Source organism: Streptomyces aquilus, assembly GCF_003955715.1.
Lineage (GTDB): Bacteria > Actinomycetota > Actinomycetes > Streptomycetales > Streptomycetaceae > Streptomyces > Streptomyces aquilus.
Genome location: NZ_CP034463.1, coordinates 6,987,105 through 7,006,170, shown reverse-complemented (window position 1 = coordinate 7,006,170; position 19,066 = coordinate 6,987,105). Strand labels below are relative to the sequence as shown.

Genomic DNA, 19,066 nt, shown 5'->3' with positions numbered 1-19,066 from the left:
GGAAGAGGGCGGTTGCCGCCGTGTCGCCACAGTCCCCCAGTAACTCGAGCATCTCGACCGACGCAGACCAAGCGGGCAAGAACCCCGCGGCCGCGTTCGGACCGAACGAGTGGCTCGTCGACGAGATCTATCAGCAGTACCTCCAGGACCCGAATTCGGTAGACCGAGCCTGGTGGGACTTCTTCGCCGACTACAAGCCGGGCGCGGCCGCCGCCCCGGCTGCGGCTGCTGCTCCGGCCCCCGCCGCCCCGGCTCAGGCGGCTCCTGCCGCTCCCGCGGCTCCTGCGGCGCCCTCGGTGCCCGCGCCGGCTCCCGCGGCCGCGCAGCCCGCTGCCGCCGCTCCGGCGCCCGCCAAGGCCGCCGCCCCGGCTCCGGCTCCGGCTCCGGCCGCTGCCCCGGCTCCGGCGAAGCCCGCCGCGGCCAAGCCGAAGGCCGAGCCCGCCGCCGCGTCCGCGGAGGGTCCCGAGCTGGTCACGCTGCGCGGCCCCGCCGCCGCGGTCGCGAAGAACATGAACGCCTCGATCGAGGTGCCCACGGCCACGTCCGTGCGCGCGGTCCCGGTGAAGCTGCTCTTCGACAACCGCATCGTGATCAACAACCACCTGAAGCGCGCCCGGGGCGGGAAGATCTCCTTCACCCACCTCATCGGGTACGCGATGGTGCAGGCCATCAAGGCCATGCCGTCGATGAACTACTCCTTCACGGAGAAGGACGGCAAGCCGACCCTGGTCAAGCCGGAGCACGTCAACTTCGGCCTCGCCATCGACCTGGTGAAGCCCAACGGCGACCGCCAGCTGGTCGTCGCGGGCATCAAGAAGGCCGAGACGCTGAACTTCTTCGAGTTCTGGCAGGCCTACGAGGACATCGTCCGCCGCGCCCGTGACGGCAAGCTGACGATGGACGACTTCTCGGGTGTCACGGTCTCCCTGACCAACCCGGGCGGCCTCGGCACCGTCCACTCGGTCCCGCGCCTGATGCCCGGCCAGTCGGTCATCATGGGCGTCGGCTCCATGGACTACCCCGCGGAGTTCCAGGGCACCTCCCAGGACACCCTGAACAAGCTCGGCATCTCGAAGGTCATGACGCTCACGTCGACCTACGACCACCGGGTCATCCAGGGCGCCGCCTCCGGCGAGTTCCTGCGGATCGTCGCGAACCTGCTGCTCGGCGAGAACGGCTTCTACGACGACATCTTCGAGGCCCTGCGTATCCCCTACGAGCCGGTCCGCTGGCTCCGGGACATCGACGCGTCGCACGACGACGACGTCACCAAGGCCGCCCGCGTCTTCGAGCTGATCCACTCCTACCGGGTCCGCGGCCACGTCATGGCCGACACCGACCCGCTGGAGTACCGCCAGCGCAAGCACCCCGACCTGGACATCACCGAGCACGGCCTCACCCTGTGGGACCTGGAGCGCGAGTTCGCCGTCGGCGGCTTCGCCGGCAAGTCGATGATGAAGCTGCGCGACATCCTCGGCGTGCTGCGCGACTCTTACTGCCGCACCACCGGCATCGAGTTCATGCACATCCAGGACCCCAAGCAGCGCAAGTGGATCCAGGACCGCGTCGAGCGCCCGCACTCCAAGCCGGAGCGCGAGGAGCAGCTGCGCATCCTGCGCCGGCTGAACGCGGCGGAGGCCTTCGAGACCTTCCTGCAGACGAAGTACGTCGGTCAGAAGCGGTTCTCCCTGGAGGGCGGCGAGTCCGTCATCCCGCTGCTTGACGCGGTCATCGACAGCGCGGCCGAGTCGCGCCTGGACGAGGTCGTCATCGGCATGGCCCACCGCGGCCGCCTGAACGTGCTCGCCAACATCGTCGGCAAGTCGTACGCCCAGATCTTCCGCGAGTTCGAGGGCAACCTCGACCCGAAGTCGATGCACGGCTCCGGCGACGTGAAGTACCACCTGGGCGCCCAGGGCACCTTCACCGGCCTGGACGGCGAGCAGATCACGGTCTCGCTGGCCGCCAACCCGTCCCACCTGGAGACGGTCGACCCGGTCATCGAGGGCATCGCCCGCGCCAAGCAGGACATCATCAACAAGGGCGGCACGGACTTCACCGTCCTGCCGGTCGCCCTGCACGGTGACGCGGCCTTCGCGGGCCAGGGCGTGGTGGCCGAGACGCTGAACATGTCGCAGCTGCGGGGCTACCGCACCGGCGGCACCGTCCACATCGTCATCAACAACCAGGTCGGCTTCACGGCGGCTCCCGAGTCGTCGCGCTCCTCGATGTACGCCACGGACGTGGCCCGCATGATCGAGGCGCCGATCTTCCACGTGAACGGCGACGACCCCGAGGCGGTCGTCCGCGTTGCCCGTCTGGCCTTCGAGTTCCGCCAGGCGTTCAACAAGGACGTCGTGATCGACCTCATCTGCTACCGCCGCCGCGGTCACAACGAGTCGGACAACCCGGCCTTCACCCAGCCGCTGATGTACGACCTGATCGACAAGAAGCGCTCGGTGCGCAAGCTCTACACCGAGTCCCTCATCGGTCGCGGCGACATCACCCTGGAAGAGGCCGAGCAGGCGCTCCAGGACTACCAGGGCCAGCTGGAGAAGGTCTTCACCGAGGTCCGCGAGGCCGTCTCCCAGCCGGCCACCGGCCCGGTGTCGGACCCGCAGGCGGAGTTCCCGGTCGCCGTGAACACCGCGATCTCCACGGAGGTCGTGAAGCGGATCGCCGAGTCCCAGGTCAACATCCCCGACACCTTCCACGTCCACCCGCGTCTGCTGCCGCAGCTCCAGCGCCGGGCGGCGATGGTCGAGGACGGGACGATCGACTGGGGCATGGGCGAGACCCTCGCCGTCGGCTCGCTGCTCCTGGAGGGCACCCCGGTCCGCCTGTCGGGCCAGGACTCCCAGCGCGGCACCTTCGGCCAGCGCCACGCGGTCCTCATCAACCGCGAGACGGGCGAGGAGTACACCCCGCTCCAGTACCTCGCCGAGGACCAGGCCCGCTACAACGTCTACAACTCCCTGCTCTCCGAGTACGCGGTCATGGGCTTCGAGTACGGCTACTCGCTGGCCCGCCCCGACGCGCTCGTGATGTGGGAGGCGCAGTTCGGCGACTTCGTCAACGGCGCGCAGACGGTGGTCGACGAGTACATCTCGGCGGCGGAGCAGAAGTGGGGCCAGACCTCCGGCGTCACCCTCCTCCTCCCCCACGGCTACGAGGGCCAGGGCCCGGACCACTCCTCGGCCCGTGTCGAGCGGTTCCTCCAGCTCTGCGCCCAGAACAACATGACGGTCGCGATGCCGACCCTGCCGTCGAACTACTTCCACCTCCTGCGGTGGCAGGTGCACAACCCGCACCACAAGCCGCTGGTGGTCTTCACCCCGAAGTCGATGCTGCGCCTGAAGGCCGCCGCGTCGAAGACGGAGGAGTTCACGTCGGGTCAGTTCCGCCCGGTCATCGGCGACACGTCGGTGGACGCGGCCGCGGTCCGCAAGGTCGTGTTCGTCGCGGGCAAGCTGTACTACGACCTGGAGGCCGAGCGTCAGAAGCGCGGCATCACGGACACGGCGATCATCCGGATCGAGCGCCTGTACCCGCTGCCGGGTGCCGAGCTCCAGGCCGAGATCGCCAAGTACCCGAACGCCGAGAAGTACCTGTGGGCCCAGGAGGAGCCGGCGAACCAGGGTGCCTGGCCGTTCATCGCGCTCAACCTGATCGACCACCTCGACCTGGCGGTCGGCGCCGACGTCCCCCACGGGGAGCGCCTGCGCCGCATCTCCCGCCCGCACTCCTCGTCCCCGGCCGTCGGTTCCGCGAAGCGGCACCAGGCCGAGCAGGAGCAGCTGGTGCGTGAGGTGTTCGAGGCGTGAGCCTCTGAATCCGGCATGACGGAAGGGTCCGGTTCCCTGGGGGCCGGGCCCTTCCGTGTGTATACGACTGTCATGGGCTGCGTGTCTTGCGGCGCCCCGCGGGCAACGGCCTTGCCGCCGCCTCAAGTTCGGCACTGGCCCGTACCACCGCGGCCCGGTCGGTGCTGTCGGTGTCGGTGACCGCGATCCGCGTCCGCTCAGTGTGCTCCACCTCCTTGCGGACGACGGTCCGATGGGCGATCCAAGCGCGGGCCAGAGCGGTCAGAGCGCTCACCAGGGCCAGCCCAACGGTGAGCACTGGATCGAGGGTGGCAAGCGGCGTCATGAGGTCGACAACTCCCGTTGAGCGGGGCGGCTTTGGCGGACATCTCCAACTCTGGGAGAGGGCAGGAGTTTCCCTCTACGCTGGGAAACACCGGGAAACACGGGCGTCAGCGAGGAGCAACATGCCAGGAGGGCGTCCACCTAAGGGGGATCAACAACGCCACCCGGAACTGGAGGAGTTGGCGGACTGGTTCACCCAGGCCGTCGAGGGTGCCGGCTATCAGAGCCTCAACGCCGTCGTACGCGCCGATTTGGCGACCAGGAACGTCGTGTACGGCATCAGCAACGCCACCCGGCTGTACGCCATCCGGCAGGTCAAGGCGTACGCCGTGGCGCTGGGGCGGGACCCGGCCGAGGTGGAACCTATCTGGACTCGCGCCAAGGAGGCCATGGACCGGGCCGCCGACGCCGCTCGCACCGCGCACGCGCCAAAACTGACCTCTTGGAGCGAACTTCCCTTACCCAGCCTGTCGTTGAAGACGCTGTTGGAGGCTCAGGCGCGAGCGGTGGAGCGACTGCCGTACGACATGCTCGGCGTCGAGGAGCCGCCGCTGTCGATGGTGTACGTGCGCCAACGGGTCCGCACGCCACGCACCATCTCCCCAGGGACTGCCGAACACCATGCCGGCGAGCCGCGCGACGAGCCGAACGCCGGAGCCGATTCCCTCCGGGTCGAAGCCCGTCTGCCGGTCCAGGACGCACTCGCCCGGCACGAACACCTGTTGATCACCGGCGAACCCGGCGCTGGTAAGTCGACTCTGACCAGCCATCTGGCCTGGACTCTGGCCCGCATATGGCTGCGCCAGGAAACCAGTGCTTCGGCACCGGTCTCGGAGCCGGTGGTGCCGGTGCGGGTCGCCGCGCACACGCTGGTCGGGGAGGCCGCCTCGTGGAGCAAGACGTTGGACCGCGCCGTGCGCCGCAGCATGGGGGCAAGCCTGATCGCGGACCCCGCTCCGTGGCTCTTTCAAGGCAGAGTGAACGGCGCGAGATGGCTCATCCTGCTGGACGGTCTGGACGAGATCACCGACTACGACGCCCGCAAGGCCGTCGTCAAGTCGATCGCGCAGTACGCGCGTACCAGCGGGGACTACCGGTTCGTCATCACCAGCAGGCCCCTCCCGGAGGCCGAACTGGCCCCGTTGCGCACAGCAACGCTCGGCGAATACGCCTTGGACCTGTTCGGAGCGGAGGAACTGCGGGAATTCGCCGACAAATGGTTCCACGCGCAGTTCGAGGATCCTCACCCGGCTCAGGCGGCGGCGGACCGGTTTCGCAAGGATACGGACGACAGCCGGTTGCGTGAACTCGTGCGCAATCCCCTGCTCGCCACGATCGCTGCGGTGAGCGCCACAGTGAGCCCACACCGTCCGCTGCCCACCAATCGAGTCAGCCTGTACGAGAGCTTCCTCGACCGCCTGTTGATCCAAGGTACGTCCGACGACCGCACGGGGCCGAGCGCACTGCGCCGCCGGCTGCACGACGACCCGGACCGGCTGGCGCTGCATCTGTGGTTGGGCCGTCACAAGCGTGCCGTTCTCCGCGTCCTGGGCCGTCACCGGCTGGAGACGGACGGACCGCTCCTGGTCGCTGCCGCGAACTGGGTGCGGAAGAACGCGCCCATGTCCCTCGACGGACTTCCCGGCTGGCGGGACGATCTGCCGGACTTCCTCAGAGGCACGGGCCTGCTCGTGAGCGAGGAGAACGGATTCCGCTTTCTGCATCACTCCTTCGCCGAGTACTTCGCTGCCGAGGCGTACGCCGCCGACATGCCAACGGACTTCCCTGACTTCGAATCTTGGTTCTGGCGTGCCGCCCAGGACGACGACCAAACACTCGCGGTCTTCGTTCTGTGTCTGTGGGCCAAGCGCGAGGAGTGTGATCCGGATCTGCTCGCGGACCGCCTGCACTCCGGGGCAGCGGGAGGCCACCACCGCCCCCTGGTGGCCGGCCTGCTGCTCGCCGAGGGTGTCCAGTTCGGCGAGCAGCACTGCCATCGGCTGATCGAACGCCTCACGTACATCGCACGCTGCACATGGAACGCGACCGCGCGCGAGGCGGCATTCGACGCGCTGGGCAGCCTCGGTCACATTCCTGGTGTCGCCGAGCGGCTGAAGGACATTGCAGAGCAGGTGCATCTGGCGGGCGCCGACCGGCTGCTCGCCATCAGGGCGCTCAGCCGTTTCAGACCGGCTGCCGTCAGCGAAGAGCTGCTGAGGGACGTTCTGGGTGGGATCCACAACTGGCTGGACAAGGCGGCCGAAGTCGCCGTCACCCTCGGACCCTGGGCGATGGAGGCGGTGGGCGACCGGGCACGGGAGGTCCTCGGTCACCCGGCTGAGTCGCCTTCCGTGGCAGGGGCCGCGGCGGAGGCCCTTGCCCGGCTCGACCTGGCCGAGGACGTGGACAGGCTCGCACGCACGGCTCTGGCCGATCACACCCTGCGGTCTGACACGGTCCGGCAGCTCACGGAGTCCTGGCTCACGACGGCTCCGCACGGCACCACAGACCAAGTAGCTGCATCCATCGTGGCGCTGATCCTCGAACGGCCGGCCTTCGACATGTTCAGCTACGTGGCCGCCGGCGAGGTGCTGGTGAAGTTCGGCGAGATCGCAGCCGCCGTACAGCTCGCCCGAAAGCTCCTCGCGTCCTACCCCGTGTGGCCGAAACCGCTGGACTGGGCGGCCGAAACCCTGATCAAGGCACAAGGGCAGGAAGCACTCGCCGAGATCAAGGACACGTTCGCCCACTGCTCCGCAGACTCCGGCCACTACCCTTGGGTCGCTTCCCAGCTCAGTGCGGCCCTGGCCAAACTTGATGCGGCCGAGGACGCGGTGGCGTGGGCGCGGAAGGCGCTCGGCCAGCCGGGCTGGTACCTCGGTTACGCGGACGATCCTGCCGAGGCATGGCTGGCCGCCGAAGGCCCGTCGGCCGCGGAAGCCGTGATGCGGGCCACCGACAGGGGGCGGCGCGTCTTGTCGCACGATCGCTCCTCGGTCGCCCAGGCGCTCTTCGACGCCGGTGCTCGCGACGAGGCGGACGAGATCGCCGAACTCGCTCTGCGGACACCGAACGCCTACTACAGGGAGAACTACGAGCGTGCCGTCCGCATCATCGTCAAAACCCGGGGCGTCGCCGCCGGTGAGGATCTGCTGGAGATCTGGCGGTCCACGCCCGCCCTGGGCGTGAACAGCCACTGGCTGTGGGCGGTGACTTCGGCGCTTCCGGACTGCAAGCAGGAGCGCGACCGGCTGTTGCCCGTGCTCAGCGAGCTGGGCCGCGCTCTCGTTGCCCTCCCCTCTGCGGACCGACCGGCGGTCATGGCGGGTCTCAGAACCCTGCTCGAAGTCGAGGGCACCGACGCGGTTCCCTTGGCCGTTCACACCGCGACACAGCAGACCTGGTTGTCCTGGGACCACACCCGTGAGCTCGCCGCGGAGTGCGCCGCACTCGGAAGACGCGATGCCGCGATGCATCTGTGGCGTCACATGCTGGAGCAGGCGGAGGCGCTCGACGGCCTCTACTTCACCCTGCTCTACGACATGCAAGCGGCCGACGCCACCCGGGACGCGGCCACCTGGACAAGGGAGCTGCTCGAGAAGGGAGGACTGCGCCCTGCCCGCGCGACCCGGTTCCGGCGCCTGCTCGCCTGGATCGAAGCCGAGGAGCAGGAGCTCGGTACGTAGGCTGGTGTCAGCAGTCCGTACGAATGCAGGAGAGCACCCGTGTACTTCACCGACCGAGGCATCGAAGAGCTCGAGAAGCGGCGCGGCGAGGAGGAGGTCAGCTTCGAGTGGCTCGCCGAGCAGCTGCGTACGTTCGTCGATCTCAATCCGGACTTCGAGGTGCCGGTGGAGCGGCTGGCGACCTGGCTGGCCCGGTTGGACGACGACGAGGACGACGAGTAGGCCGTAGGGCTGTCGCGAGGAGCGGGGTACCCCTTGGGGGTGCTCCGCTTTTCGTTGGGCGCGGGGTCTCAGTCGCGGGGGTGCGTCAGGTCGTACGCCAGGCCCAGCGCCCCGTGCGCGAGCAGCAGCGCCCCCGCCGTGATCCAGCCGCTGCTGCGGCGGCGTAGGCCGAAGGCGGTGAGGGGGAGGCCGGCGGCCACCTGGGCGAGGGCCAGGGCGCGTGCCCTGGGGTCGCCGGACCAGGGGAGCCAGGGGGCCAGGCGGTGGCCCGCGACGACTTCGAGTTCGGCGCGGACCGTCTCCTGCCAGCCCTCCCACTCGACGGGGCGGGCGTCCGGCCGGGCGCGGGCGGCCTCGCGGAGGCGGTCGGCGGGTTCGCCGGGGGTGAGGCCGGTGGGGAGCGTGAGGCCCGCGCGCGTGAGGACCGCGAGCAGGCCGGTGAGGCGAGCGCGGGCGTCGGCGGCGGAGTCGGGTTTCGTCAGCTGGTCCAGGGACTGCACGTCCAGGACGGGGTCGAGGCCCAGCCGGGCGGCGAAGGTGCGCATCGCCTCGTCCTCGCCGGCCGGGGTGCCGTTCGCGAGCCACACGTAGCCGACGGGGCGGCGGAAGCCGGAGGCGAGGGTGTAGCCGCTGCGCTCGGCGTCCCACCACAGGGCGAGAACGGGCCAGGGAGCGCCGACGGCGAGGGCGGTGGCCCATCCGGTGAGGACGCGGTCGACGGGCTCGCCGGCGTCACGCCAGGGCCTGCCCTCGGGGACGAGGGCGCTCCAGTCCCGGCCCGCGCGGGTGAGCAGCATGCGCTCGCGGAGCAGCTGGGCCGCGGGGGCGACGGCCTCGGGCTCCGCGCGGCACAGGAGCAGGGCGCCGGAGGCGGGGGCGGGAGCGGAGGGTTCCGTCGGCATGCTCACACGCTAGGGCGATATGAGTGACTTGAGCACTTTTGGGGGGTCCAGGGTCGCCAGAACGGGTGTCTTGACTTTCCGTGACCGCGATATATCGTGAATGACGGAAGACGCGATATGGCGTGTGCGGTGTGATGCCGTGCCGCGTCGTGTCGTGGGTCGCGTGTCTTTGTCACGGGGAGGTCAGTGCCATGTCCGAGTGGTCCGTCTCGGAGCCCGGGAAGCTGTCGTTCGACGAGCCGGTGCGCGAGCTGCACGTACGCATCGTCAACGGAACGGTGAACGTCGTGGGGACCGACGAAGGTTCCGCCCGCCTGGAGGTCTCCGAGCTTGAGGGCCCACCCCTGGTCGTGAACCAGGAGGGCGGCACCCTCACCGTCGCCTACGACGACCTGCCCTGGAAGGGCTTCCTGAAGTGGCTCGACCGCAAGGGCTGGCGGCGCAGCGCCGTCGTCTCGCTGGCCGTACCGGCCGACACGCGCGTGGAGGTCGGCGTGGTGGGGGCCGGGGCCGTCGTCTCGGGCATCCGCGGGGCCTCGTCGGTGAAGGGCGTCACCGGCGACACCACCCTGGTCGGGCTCTCCGGCCCGGTCCGCGCCGACACCGTCTCCGGGAACCTGGAGGCCCAGGCCGTCACCGGCGACCTCCGCTTCAACTCGGTCTCCGGGGACCTCACCGTCGTCGAGGGCTCGGGCTCCTCCGTCAAGGCCGACTCGGTCAGCGGCTCGATGATCGTGGACCTCGATCCGAACGGCCCCACCGACGTCCGGCTGACCAGCGTCTCCGGCGAGATCGCGATCCGGCTGCCGCAGCCGGCCGACGCCGAGGTGGAGGCCAACACCGCCAGCGGCACCATCTCCAACGCCTTCGACGGCCTCCGGGTGCACGGCCAGTGGGGCGCCCACAAGGTCACCGGCCGCCTCGGCGCCGGCACCGGCAAGCTCCGCGCGACCACGGTCTCCGGCTCGATCGCCCTGCTGCACCGGCCACCCCGGGAGGACGAGGAGGAGGACAGCGGCTGGGAGAACGGCGGCACCGCCGACGGGCACGCCGAGCACCGGGTGGAGCGCGTGACGGAAGGCGGCGGAGGCGGGACGGACGATCACGCCGGACGCCGTGTGGAGCACCTCGTGGTGGACGCCGACCCGGTGGACGACTCCGACCCGGTGGACCGGCCGAAGAGCGACTCGGGGGACAATTCCGTTTCCGGCCCGGGTGACGCCGCCGAGGACACGGCCACCCCTGACGCCACCGCTGCCACCCCGGCCGACGGCACGACCGACAAGAAGGTGCTCTGACATGCCCCCCGTCTTCGCCCACGGCCGCCTCCGCCTCTACCTGCTGAAGCTGCTCGACGAGGCCCCACGGCACGGCTACGAGGTGATACGGCTGCTGGAGGAACGCTTCCAGGGGCTCTACGCGCCCTCGGCCGGCACCGTCTACCCCCGGCTGGCCAAGCTGGAGGCCGAGGGCCTGGTCACGCACACCACCGAGGGCGGCCGCAAGGTGTACGCCATCACGGACGCGGGCCGCGCCGAGCTGGCCGACCGCAGCGGTGAACTGGCCGACCTGGAGCTGGAGATCCGGGAGTCGGTCGCCGAGCTCGCCGCCGAGATCCGGGCCGATGTGCGGGGCGCGGCGGGTGATCTGCGGCGCGAGATGCGCGCGGCCGCCTCCGAGGCCCGCCGCGGCGGTGGCACCGGCCGTGGGGCCGGCTCCGAACCGGACGGCACCCTCGGGGACTTCGGGGAGTACGGGGACAAGGAGTCGTGGCGCGCGGCCAAGGAGGAGATGCGCCGCGTCAAGCAGGAGTGGAAGGAGCAGGCCCGGCGCGCCAAGGACGAGAGCAGGCGGGCCCGCGAGGAGGCCCAGCGGGCCCGGCGGCAGGCCAAGGAGGCGCAGGAGCGGGCGCGGGAGCAGGCGCAGGAGGAGGTGCAGCGGATCGCCCGGCGGGTCCAGGAGCAGGTGCAGGACCACTTCGCGCGGGGCGACTGGCCGACGGGGGTGCGTGAGGGGCTGACCGAACTGGCCAAGGAGTTCGGTGAGTTCGGGAAGGACTTCGGCAAGGAGTTCGGGAAGGACTTCGGGTTCGGCCGGACCGGCGACGACCGGCACGGCAGGCAGTCCGCGAAGTCCGCCCCGGCGTCGGCACCCGAGTACTCCCAGACCCCGGAGGACTTCCCCGCCGACTACGAACCGGCCTGGGCCCACGACACGGGCACCGGCGAACCGGCCCGCGACCTGGACCGCCTCCTCGACCGCTTCCGCGACGACATCCGCGACGCGGCCCGCGACCACGGCGTCACCCAGGACCAACTCCGCGACGCCCGCCGCCACTTGTCGACGGCGGCGGCTCACATCGGGGCGTTGCTGAGGACACGGAGGGACTGAACACCGCCGGCATCACCTCCTGGACACCGCCGGCATCACCTCCGGGCGATGCGGGCGACCTGGGCAGCAGTGCGGCGGCGCCAAAGGGAGCCCCTTCCCGTCGCCGCCGCGCGGGGGCCCCGTTCCCGCCCCTCAGCCCGCCTTGGCCTCTCCCCCGCCGTAGAGCACGCGGGTCAGCGCCTCGTACGTGACACCGTGAGCCGCGAGGACCTCGGCGGGGACTCCGGGCCCGGTGGTCAGGGCGAGGAGGAGGTGTTCGTCGCCGACGTGGCGGTCCTTGTGGCCGACGGCGACGCGCAGCGCCCGTACGAGCACGTCCTTCGCGCTCCGGCTGAACGGGCGGCGTCCCGACCACCCGGGCCACCGCCCCGCCCCCGTACGGTCGCCGGACATCGCACCGACGCCGTGCGCCTCCTCGACCCGGGCGACGATCTCCGACACGTCGATCCCGAGTCCGGCCAGCGCGTCGGTGTCGGCCTGCGACAGCCCACCGCGCCGACGGGCCTCGCCCAGCGCCTCCCGTACCGACTCCAGCCACCCCGCACCCCCGACCGAGGCGAGCGCGAACGACGCCCGGCTGCCCTCCCGGTCGAGCAGCGCCAGGAGCATGTGCTCGGCGTCGACGGTCTCCGACCCGTGCTGTTCCGCATGCGCGACCGCACCCGTCACCACGGCCCGGGCGTCCTTCGTGAACCGCTCGAACATCAATGCCTCCCGTACTTCTTGTGCACGGCCTGCCTGGTCACACCGAGTTCCGCGGCGATCTCCTGCCACGACCAGCCCTGGTTGCGCGCGCTGCGCACCTGCACCGACTCCAGCTGTTCGAGGAGCCGGCGCAGCGCGGCGACGGCCCGCAGGCCGACCCGGGGGTCGCGGTCGCCCGCCCGTTCGGCGAGATCCGTTGCTTCGGTCATGGTGTCAACTTACGTTGACACCCTCACAGCGTCAACCAAAGTTGACAACCGGGGTATGAAAAAGGCGGGCCCGGCGTCCGGACCCGCCTCTCGACCGAGCGACCGAGCGACCGAGCGACCGGGGCTCAGGAGTTCGTGAGCACGATCTTGCCGAACTGCTCGCCCGACGCCAGCCGTTCGAAGCCCTCCCGGGCCCGGTCCAGCGGGAGCTCCTCGTCGATGACCGGGCGGACCCCGGTGGCGGCGCAGAAGGACAGCAGGTCCTCCAGCTCGTCCTTGGTGCCCATCGTCGAGCCCACGACCTTGAGCTCCAGGAAGAAGATCCGGGTCAGCTCGGCATGCGAGGGCCGGTCACCGCTCGTCGCACCGGAGATCACGAGCGTGCCGCCCGGCTTCAGCGACTTCACCGAGTGCGACCAGGTGGCCGCGCCGACCGTCTCGATGACGGCGTCGACCCGCTGCGGCAGCCGCGCACCGGACTCCACCGCCTCCACGGCCCCCAGCTCGACGGCCCGCTTGCGCTTGGCCTCGTCCCGGCTGGTCGCGAAGACACGCAGCCCGGCCGCCTTGCCGAGCACGATCGCGGCCGTGGCGACCCCGCCGCCGGCGCCCTGGACGAGGACCGAGTCGCCGGGCCGTACACCGGCGTTGGTGAAGAGCATGCGGTACGCCGTCAGCCACGCCGTGGGCAGACAGGCCGCCTCCGCGAAGGAGAGTTCCTTGGGCTTGGGCAGGACGTTCCAGGTCGGCACGGTGACCTGCTCGGCGAAGGTGCCCTGATAGCGCTCGGTGAGGATGGAGCGGGGCTCCTTGGGGCCGACGCCGTGGCCGCTCTGGCCGATCACCGAGTGCAGGACGACCTCGTTGCCGTCCTCGTCGAGACCGGCGGCGTCACAGCCGAGGATCATCGGCAGCAGGTCGTCCGTGATGCCGACGCCCTTGAGGGACCAGAGGTCGTGGTGGTTGAGGGAGGCGGCCTTGACGTTGATCACGCTCCAGCCGGAGCGGGCCTCGGGAGCCGGACGCTCCCCCAACTCGAGTCCGGAGAGCGGCTGGTCACGGTCGATGCGGGCGGCGTAGGCAGCGAACATGAAGGTGACGATAGGTTCCCGCGCGTCTTGAGGGAACCGGAGAGCCCTGTGACACACACCCTCTTGCCACGGACCTCACCACCACCCGAACGGCCTCGCCGCCGAGTAAAAAGTGGCCCCGCCCGGCATCAAGCCGAACGGGGCCACCTCAGCGCTCACGCACCTCAGCGCTCACGCACCTCAGCGCTCACGCAACGCGGCGCTCACGCAACGCGGCGCTCACGCGCCTCGGCGCATCTCACCTCAGCGGCGAGCCACACCCTCCGCGCGAGCCGCCGCGGCGACCGCCGCCGTGACCGCCGGAGCGACCCGCTCGTCGAACGGGGACGGGATGACGTAGTCGGCGGCGAGGTCGTCGCCGACCACCGACGCCAGCGCCTCCGCCGCCGCGATCTTCATGCCCTCGGTGATGCGGGAGGCCCGCACCTGGAGCGCGCCGGCGAAGATGCCGGGGAACGCGAGGACGTTGTTGATCTGGTTCGGGAAGTCCGAGCGACCCGTGGCCACGACCGCCGCGTACTTGTGCGCGACGTCCGGGTGCACCTCGGGGTTCGGGTTGGCCATGGCGAAGACGAAGGCGCCCTCTGCCATCGACGCCACCGCCTCCTCGGCCACCGTGCCGCCGGAGACGCCGATGAAGACGTCGGCGCCGGCCAGGGCGTCCTCCAGGGAGCCGGTCAGGCCCGCCTTGTTGGTGAAGGAGGCGACCTCGCGCTTGACGTCCGTGAGGTCCGCGCGGTCCGTCGAGATGACGCCCTTGCGGTCGGCCAGCGCCACATCCCCGATGCCGGCCTCGACGAGCATCTTGGCGATCGCCACACCGGCCGCGCCGGCGCCGGAGATGACCGCACGGAGCTGGCCGATCTCCCGGCCGCTCAGCCGCGCCGCGTTCCGCAGGGCCGCCAGCGTCACGACGGCCGTGCCGTGCTGGTCGTCGTGGAAGATCGGGATGTCGAGGCGCTCCTGGAGGCGCTTCTCGATCTCGAAGCACCGCGGTGCCGAGATGTCCTCCAGGTTGACCCCGCCGAAGGAGGGAGCGAGGCGGACCACGGTCTCGACGATCTCGTCGACGTCCGTGCAGTCCAGCGCGATCGGCACCGCGTCCACGCCGCCGAACTGCTTGAAGAGGATGGCCTTGCCTTCCATGACCGGAAGGGAGGCCTCGGGCCCGATGTCACCGAGTCCGAGGACCGCCGTGCCGTCGGTCACGACGGCGACGACGGACGACTTCCACGTGTAGTCGTGGACGAGCTCGGGCTGCTCGGCGATGGCGCTGCACACCTTCGCCACGCCGGGTGTGTACGCGAGGGACAGGTCGTCCTTGTCGCGGATCGGCACGGTGGCCTGCACTGCCATCTTGCCGCCGCGGTGCAGCGCGAACGCGGGGTCGAAGGAATCGAGGGGCTCCGCCCCGCTGTCCTGGCCCGTATCGCTGTCGCTGCGAGGATTGACGATCTCCGCTGCCACTTGTTCTACCCCTTAGATATTCATGGTTTGAGGGTGGCCACTCCTGGTTGAGAAGTGGGCGGGCACCGCGTACGGCCCTGTGTCGGTGATGCGTACGGGCCGTGCACGACGGGCGCGCCGCACACGCGCCCTGAGCCCCGGATGAGGGGTGTAAAGAACCTTCTTACCGGACGGACGGCACCTGCGACGAGTCCAATACGTGCAAGGTCACATGACGGACCTCGCACATCACATATCGGTGACATGAATCATGAACAAATATGGGGACACGTCCTCGACACCCTCTTGACAGCGGGTCGAGCTGTCGCGCACGCCAGGAGGTCGGCGCTCGCATCGTGAGATGCGCCGAAGATCCTCCGGCCGGAAGGAGAGATTCCTGCAAGAGGTGCGGACTTGATGTCCGACCTGATGCGGTTCGGGGGTCACCCGTTATCCGATTTTGACATGGCTGGGCCCCTGAATGGCGCAGTCCGAATGGCAAGATGCCGTAATCACACGAGGTCGCGGCACTCGAAGGCGTGTGCTCTCGTCGACCTAGGAAACCAAGGCCCCTGCCGACCCCATCGGCAGAAGCCCGCCCCATCGGCAACTCCACCCATCCGCCGGAGGAACCCACCATGACCGCAAGCTCCACCCGTCGTACGACCGCCGCTCGCTCCCGGTTCGCAGCGGTCGGCTCGATCGCGGTCGCAGGCGCCCTGCTTCTCGCCGGTTGCGGTGACCAGACGAATGACAGCGGCGACGGCGGCACCAAGGAGAGCGCGTCCTCCAGCAAGGCTCCGCTCTTCGACAAGCTGCCCGCGGGCATCCAGAAGGCCGGCGTCATCAAGGCCGGCACCAACGCCGAGTACGCGCCCATGGAGTACCAGGAGGGCGGCAAGATCGTCGGTGTCGACATCGACATCGCCAACGCCCTGGGCGAGAAGCTGGGCGTGGAGTTCAAGTTCACCTCCGGTTCCTTCGACGGCCTGATCACCGCGCTGAACTCGGGCCGCTACGACCTGGCGATGTCCTCCATGACGGACACCAAGCAGCGTCAGGAGGGCCTGGACGACAAGGGCAAGAAGCTCGGCCCGGGTGTCGACTTCGTCGACTACTTCAAGGCCGGCACCGCCGTCTACGTCGCCAAGGGCAACCCGAAGGGCATCAAGTCCATCGCGGACCTCTGCGGCCAGACCGCCGCCGTGCAGCGCGGTACGACGTACGAGGCCGCCCTCCAGTCGCAGTCCAAGGCCTGTAAGAAGGACGGCAAGAAGGCGATCGACATCGAGTCGTTCGAGAACGACACCGAGGCCCAGACCCGCGTGAAGTCGGGCGGCGCCGTCGCCGGTGTCAACGACTACCCGGTCGCGGTCGACCTGGCCCGCAAGGCCGACGGCGGCAACGCCTTCGAGGTCGTCGGCGAGCAGGTCGACGCCGGTCCGTTCGGCATCGCCGTGAACAAGGACAACAAGGAGCTCACCTCCGCGCTGGAGGCGGCCGTCAACGCGATCATCGAGGACGGCACGTACAAGAAGATCCTCGACAAGTGGGGCGCCCAGTCCGGCGCCATCGACAAGGCCGCGATCAACGGCGGCAAGTGACGGACCCCAGTACCTCTGAAGGGCAGTCACGGTGACTGACAAGTTCGAGAAGGAGCCGGCGGACGCGACGCCGCCGGTCTCCAAGGAGGCCTCCGCCGCCTCCGTCGCCCCCGAGGCGATCAAGGCCGTCCCGGTGCGCCACTGGGGCCGTTACGTCAGCGCGGTCGTCGTGCTGGCGCTCGTCGGCCTGCTGGTCAACGCGTTCGCCACGGCCGACAAGATCCAGTGGTCCGCGGTCGGCGACTACGTGTTCGACGACACGGTCCTCAAGGGCGCCGGCCGCACCCTGCTGATCAGCGTCCTCTCGATGATCATGGGCGTGGTCCTCGGCGTGATCCTGGCCGTCATGCGGCTCTCCAAGAACCCGGTGACGAGCTGGGTGGCCTGGGTCTACATCTGGTTCTTCCGCGGGACCCCGGTCTACGTCCAGCTCCTGCTCTGGTTCAACCTGGCGCTGATCTTCCCCACGCTGAATCTCGGTCCGATCTACAAGGACGAGATGGTCGACGTCATGACCCCGTTCATGGCCGCGCTCCTCGGCCTGGGTCTGAACGAGGCCGCGTACATGGCGGAGATCTGCCGCGCCGGTCTGCTGGCCGTCGACGAGGGCCAGACCGAGGCCTCGCACGCGCTCGGCATGAGCCACGCCAAGACGCTGCGCCGGATCGTGATCCCGCAGGCGATGCGGGTGATCGTGCCGCCGACCGGCAACGAGTTCATCAACATGCTGAAGACCTCGTCGCTGGTGTACGCGGTGACGTACAACGAACTCCTGCGCGCCACGTCGACGATCGGCTCCACGTCGTACGCCGTCATGGAGATGCTGTTCGTGGCGTGCATCTGGTACCTGGTCATGACCAGCGTGTTCAGCGTCTTCCAGTTCTATCTGGAGCGGCGTTACGCCCGCGGCACCTCCCGGAGCCTGCCGGCGACGCCGTGGCAGAAGGTCAAGGCCAACATGATCTCCCTCTCCAGCTGGCGGCGGTGACCCATGAACGCAATGGTGAAGTCCGAGGGCGTTCACAAGTCCTTCGGCCCGGTGGAAGTCCTCAAGGGCATCGACCTGGAGGTCAAGCAGGGCGAGGTGTTCTGCCTCATCGGCCCCTCCGGCTCCGGCAAGTCGACGTTCCTGCGGTGCATCAACCACCTGGAGAAGATCAACGCCGGTCGGCTGTACGTCGACGGCGAGCTGGTCGGCTACCGCCAGAAGGGCGACAAGCTGTACGAGCTCAAGGACAGCGAGGTCGCGCTGAAGCGCCGGGACATCGGCATGGTGTTCCAGCGGTTCAACCTGTTCCCGCACATGACGGCGCTGGAGAACGTCATGGAGGCGCCGGTCCAGGTCAAGGGCGTGAGCAAGGCCCAGGCCCGGGAGCGGGCGGGCGAGCTGCTGGAGCGCGTGGGTCTCGCCGACAAGGCGAAGAACTACCCCTCGCAGCTCTCCGGCGGCCAGCAGCAGCGTGTCGCCATCGCCCGGGCCCTCGCGATGGACCCGAAGCTGATGCTGTTCGACGAGCCGACCTCGGCCCTCGACCCGGAGCTGGTCGGTGACGTCCTCGACGTCATGCGTGACCTCGCCGAGTCGGGTATGACGATGGTCGTCGTCACCCACGAGATGGGCTTCGCCCGCGAGGTCGGCGACAGCCTGGTCTTCATGGACGGCGGTGTGGTGGTCGAGTCCGGCAACCCGCGCGACGTCCTGACCAACCCGCAGCACGAGCGGACGCAGGCGTTCCTGTCGAAGGTCCTGTAGCGGGTCGCACGACGACGAAGGGGCGGTACGGGATTCCCGTACCGCCCCTTCCTCATCCCGTCACTTGACCGCCAGCAGCAGCGTGTCCGACGGCGAGCACCACACCGGCCGTGCCTCCCCGAAGCCCTTCTCGCGCAGCACGCGGGCGTGCCAGGCGGCGGACGGCATGTCGCCGTCGGCGTGCTCGCCGTAGATCTCGAAGCGGCGGGCGGTCGGACCGGCGAGGACGGGGTCCTGCGCGGCGACCTGCCACCACTCGGCCCAGTCGAGGGCACCGTCGGCCTTGGCCTGATCCATGCGGGCGTGGCGCTGGGCGCGCTCGGCCGCGTTGATCCGGGGCGTCGTCTCGTCGATCATGTGGTCCGCGTTCATGAAGACACCGCCGTCGCGGACGAGTTCCGCGACCTGACCGTAGAGGGCCGCGAGGGGTTCGCTGTGCAGCCAGTGCAGGGCCGTGGCGGTCAGGACGGCGTCGTAGGAGTCGTACGGCAGCCGCGTGGGCCAGTCCGGGTCCTTGAGGTCGGCGGTCACGAAGGTGACGCGGTCGTCGCCCGCGAAGGTGCCCTCGGCGATGGCGAGGAGGGCCGGGTCGAGGTCGACGCCGGTGCTGGTGGCCGCCGGGAACCGGGCGAGCAGCCGGGCCGTGATACTTCCCGTGCCGCACGCGAGGTCGAGCACGCGCGGCCGGGGTCCGAGGAGGGCCTCGACCATGTCGAGCATGATGCGGAAGCGTTCCTCGCGGTCGGGCATGTACCACTCCTGCTGCCGGTCCCAGCTCTCCTGCCAGGCCTGCCAGTCGGTTTCGGTACGGGTCGTCATGGGAGCCCCCTCTTCCTGCACGCACGTAATACCCTGGAAGCACGATCAGCCATTACCGACCGACCGCACCACGACCATAGAACGCCTCCG

The 19,066-nt window shown here is 69.7% G+C and carries 15 protein-coding genes; 8 read left to right on the top strand and 7 right to left on the bottom strand.

Annotated features, from left to right (window positions below):
* The first annotated feature begins 20 nt into the window (after nucleotides 1-20).
* Nucleotides 21-3,824, top strand: coding sequence for a multifunctional oxoglutarate decarboxylase/oxoglutarate dehydrogenase thiamine pyrophosphate-binding subunit/dihydrolipoyllysine-residue succinyltransferase subunit (locus tag EJC51_RS32455; RefSeq protein ID WP_126274319.1), 3,804 nt, complete (start codon nucleotides 21-23; stop codon nucleotides 3,822-3,824).
* Between the two features lie 70 nt (nucleotides 3,825-3,894).
* On the opposite strand, the gene EJC51_RS32450 is transcribed toward EJC51_RS32455, so the two are convergent.
* Entirely contained in the window at nucleotides 3,895-4,149 is a 255-nt protein-coding gene (locus EJC51_RS32450; RefSeq protein ID WP_126274318.1) for a hypothetical protein, read from the bottom strand.
* A 121-nt stretch (nucleotides 4,150-4,270) separates the two neighbouring features.
* Here EJC51_RS32450 and EJC51_RS32445 point away from each other — a divergent pair, with 121 nt between their 5' ends.
* A complete protein-coding gene (locus tag EJC51_RS32445) occupies nucleotides 4,271-7,834 on the top strand; it encodes an NACHT domain-containing protein (RefSeq protein ID WP_126274317.1) in 3,564 nt (1,187 codons plus the stop codon).
* Between the two features lie 39 nt (nucleotides 7,835-7,873).
* Nucleotides 7,874-8,056, top strand: coding sequence for a DUF6104 family protein (locus tag EJC51_RS32440; RefSeq protein ID WP_097268932.1), 183 nt, complete (start codon nucleotides 7,874-7,876; stop codon nucleotides 8,054-8,056).
* 68 nt (nucleotides 8,057-8,124) lie between these two features.
* Here the strand turns inward: EJC51_RS32440 and EJC51_RS32435 are convergent, their stop codons facing one another.
* Nucleotides 8,125-8,958 (bottom strand): hypothetical protein, encoded by an 834-nt coding sequence (locus EJC51_RS32435; RefSeq protein ID WP_126274316.1) that lies wholly within the window; start codon nucleotides 8,956-8,958, stop codon nucleotides 8,125-8,127.
* A 191-nt stretch (nucleotides 8,959-9,149) separates the two neighbouring features.
* Between EJC51_RS32435 and EJC51_RS32430 the strand changes: the two genes are divergently transcribed.
* Both EJC51_RS32430 and EJC51_RS32425 read left to right on the top strand, forming a co-directional pair.
* Nucleotides 9,150-10,256: a DUF4097 family beta strand repeat-containing protein gene (locus tag EJC51_RS32430; RefSeq protein ID WP_126274315.1), complete on the top strand. Its 1,107-nt coding sequence runs from the start codon at nucleotides 9,150-9,152 to the stop codon at nucleotides 10,254-10,256.
* A gap of 1 nt (nucleotide 10,257) precedes the next feature.
* A complete protein-coding gene (locus tag EJC51_RS32425; protein ID WP_126274314.1) occupies nucleotides 10,258-11,349 on the top strand; it encodes a PadR family transcriptional regulator in 1,092 nt (363 codons plus the stop codon).
* Between the two features lie 132 nt (nucleotides 11,350-11,481).
* On the opposite strand, the gene EJC51_RS32420 is transcribed toward EJC51_RS32425, so the two are convergent.
* The 4 genes from EJC51_RS32420 to EJC51_RS32405 form a co-directional block, all read right to left on the bottom strand.
* The gene (locus EJC51_RS32420) at nucleotides 11,482-12,054 is read right to left on the bottom strand and encodes a Clp protease N-terminal domain-containing protein (protein WP_126274313.1); all 573 of its coding nucleotides are present in this window, start codon (nucleotides 12,052-12,054) and stop codon (nucleotides 11,482-11,484) included.
* Nucleotides 12,054-12,263 carry an HTH domain-containing protein gene (locus EJC51_RS32415; RefSeq protein ID WP_059192380.1) on the bottom strand — a complete coding sequence of 70 codons (210 nt, stop codon included), beginning with the start codon at nucleotides 12,261-12,263 and terminating at the stop codon, nucleotides 12,054-12,056. Before EJC51_RS32415 ends, EJC51_RS32420 begins: the two co-directional genes overlap by 1 nt.
* A 125-nt stretch (nucleotides 12,264-12,388) precedes the next feature.
* On the bottom strand, nucleotides 12,389-13,354 hold the full coding sequence (locus EJC51_RS32410) for a zinc-binding dehydrogenase (protein ID WP_126274312.1): 966 nt from the start codon (nucleotides 13,352-13,354) through the stop codon (nucleotides 12,389-12,391).
* Between the two features lie 243 nt (nucleotides 13,355-13,597).
* The gene (locus tag EJC51_RS32405; protein WP_126274311.1) at nucleotides 13,598-14,821 is read right to left on the bottom strand and encodes an NAD(P)-dependent malic enzyme; all 1,224 of its coding nucleotides are present in this window, start codon (nucleotides 14,819-14,821) and stop codon (nucleotides 13,598-13,600) included.
* Between the two features lie 617 nt (nucleotides 14,822-15,438).
* Between EJC51_RS32405 and EJC51_RS32395 the strand changes: the two genes are divergently transcribed.
* The 3 genes from EJC51_RS32395 to EJC51_RS32385 are packed head-to-tail and all read left to right on the top strand — an operon-like array spanning nucleotide 15,439 to nucleotide 18,157.
* Nucleotides 15,439-16,404: an ABC transporter substrate-binding protein gene (locus EJC51_RS32395; protein ID WP_126274310.1), complete on the top strand. Its 966-nt coding sequence runs from the start codon at nucleotides 15,439-15,441 to the stop codon at nucleotides 16,402-16,404.
* Between the two features lie 31 nt (nucleotides 16,405-16,435).
* Entirely contained in the window at nucleotides 16,436-17,392 is a 957-nt protein-coding gene (locus EJC51_RS32390) for an amino acid ABC transporter permease (RefSeq protein ID WP_126274309.1), read from the top strand.
* A 3-nt stretch (nucleotides 17,393-17,395) separates the two neighbouring features.
* Entirely contained in the window at nucleotides 17,396-18,157 is a 762-nt protein-coding gene (locus EJC51_RS32385) for an amino acid ABC transporter ATP-binding protein (RefSeq protein WP_126274308.1), read from the top strand.
* Nucleotides 18,158-18,217: 60 nt separating this feature from the next.
* Here the strand turns inward: EJC51_RS32385 and EJC51_RS32380 are convergent, their stop codons facing one another.
* Nucleotides 18,218-18,976 (bottom strand): class I SAM-dependent methyltransferase, encoded by a 759-nt coding sequence (locus EJC51_RS32380; RefSeq protein WP_126274307.1) that lies wholly within the window; start codon nucleotides 18,974-18,976, stop codon nucleotides 18,218-18,220.
* Nucleotides 18,977-19,066 lie beyond the last annotated feature (90 nt).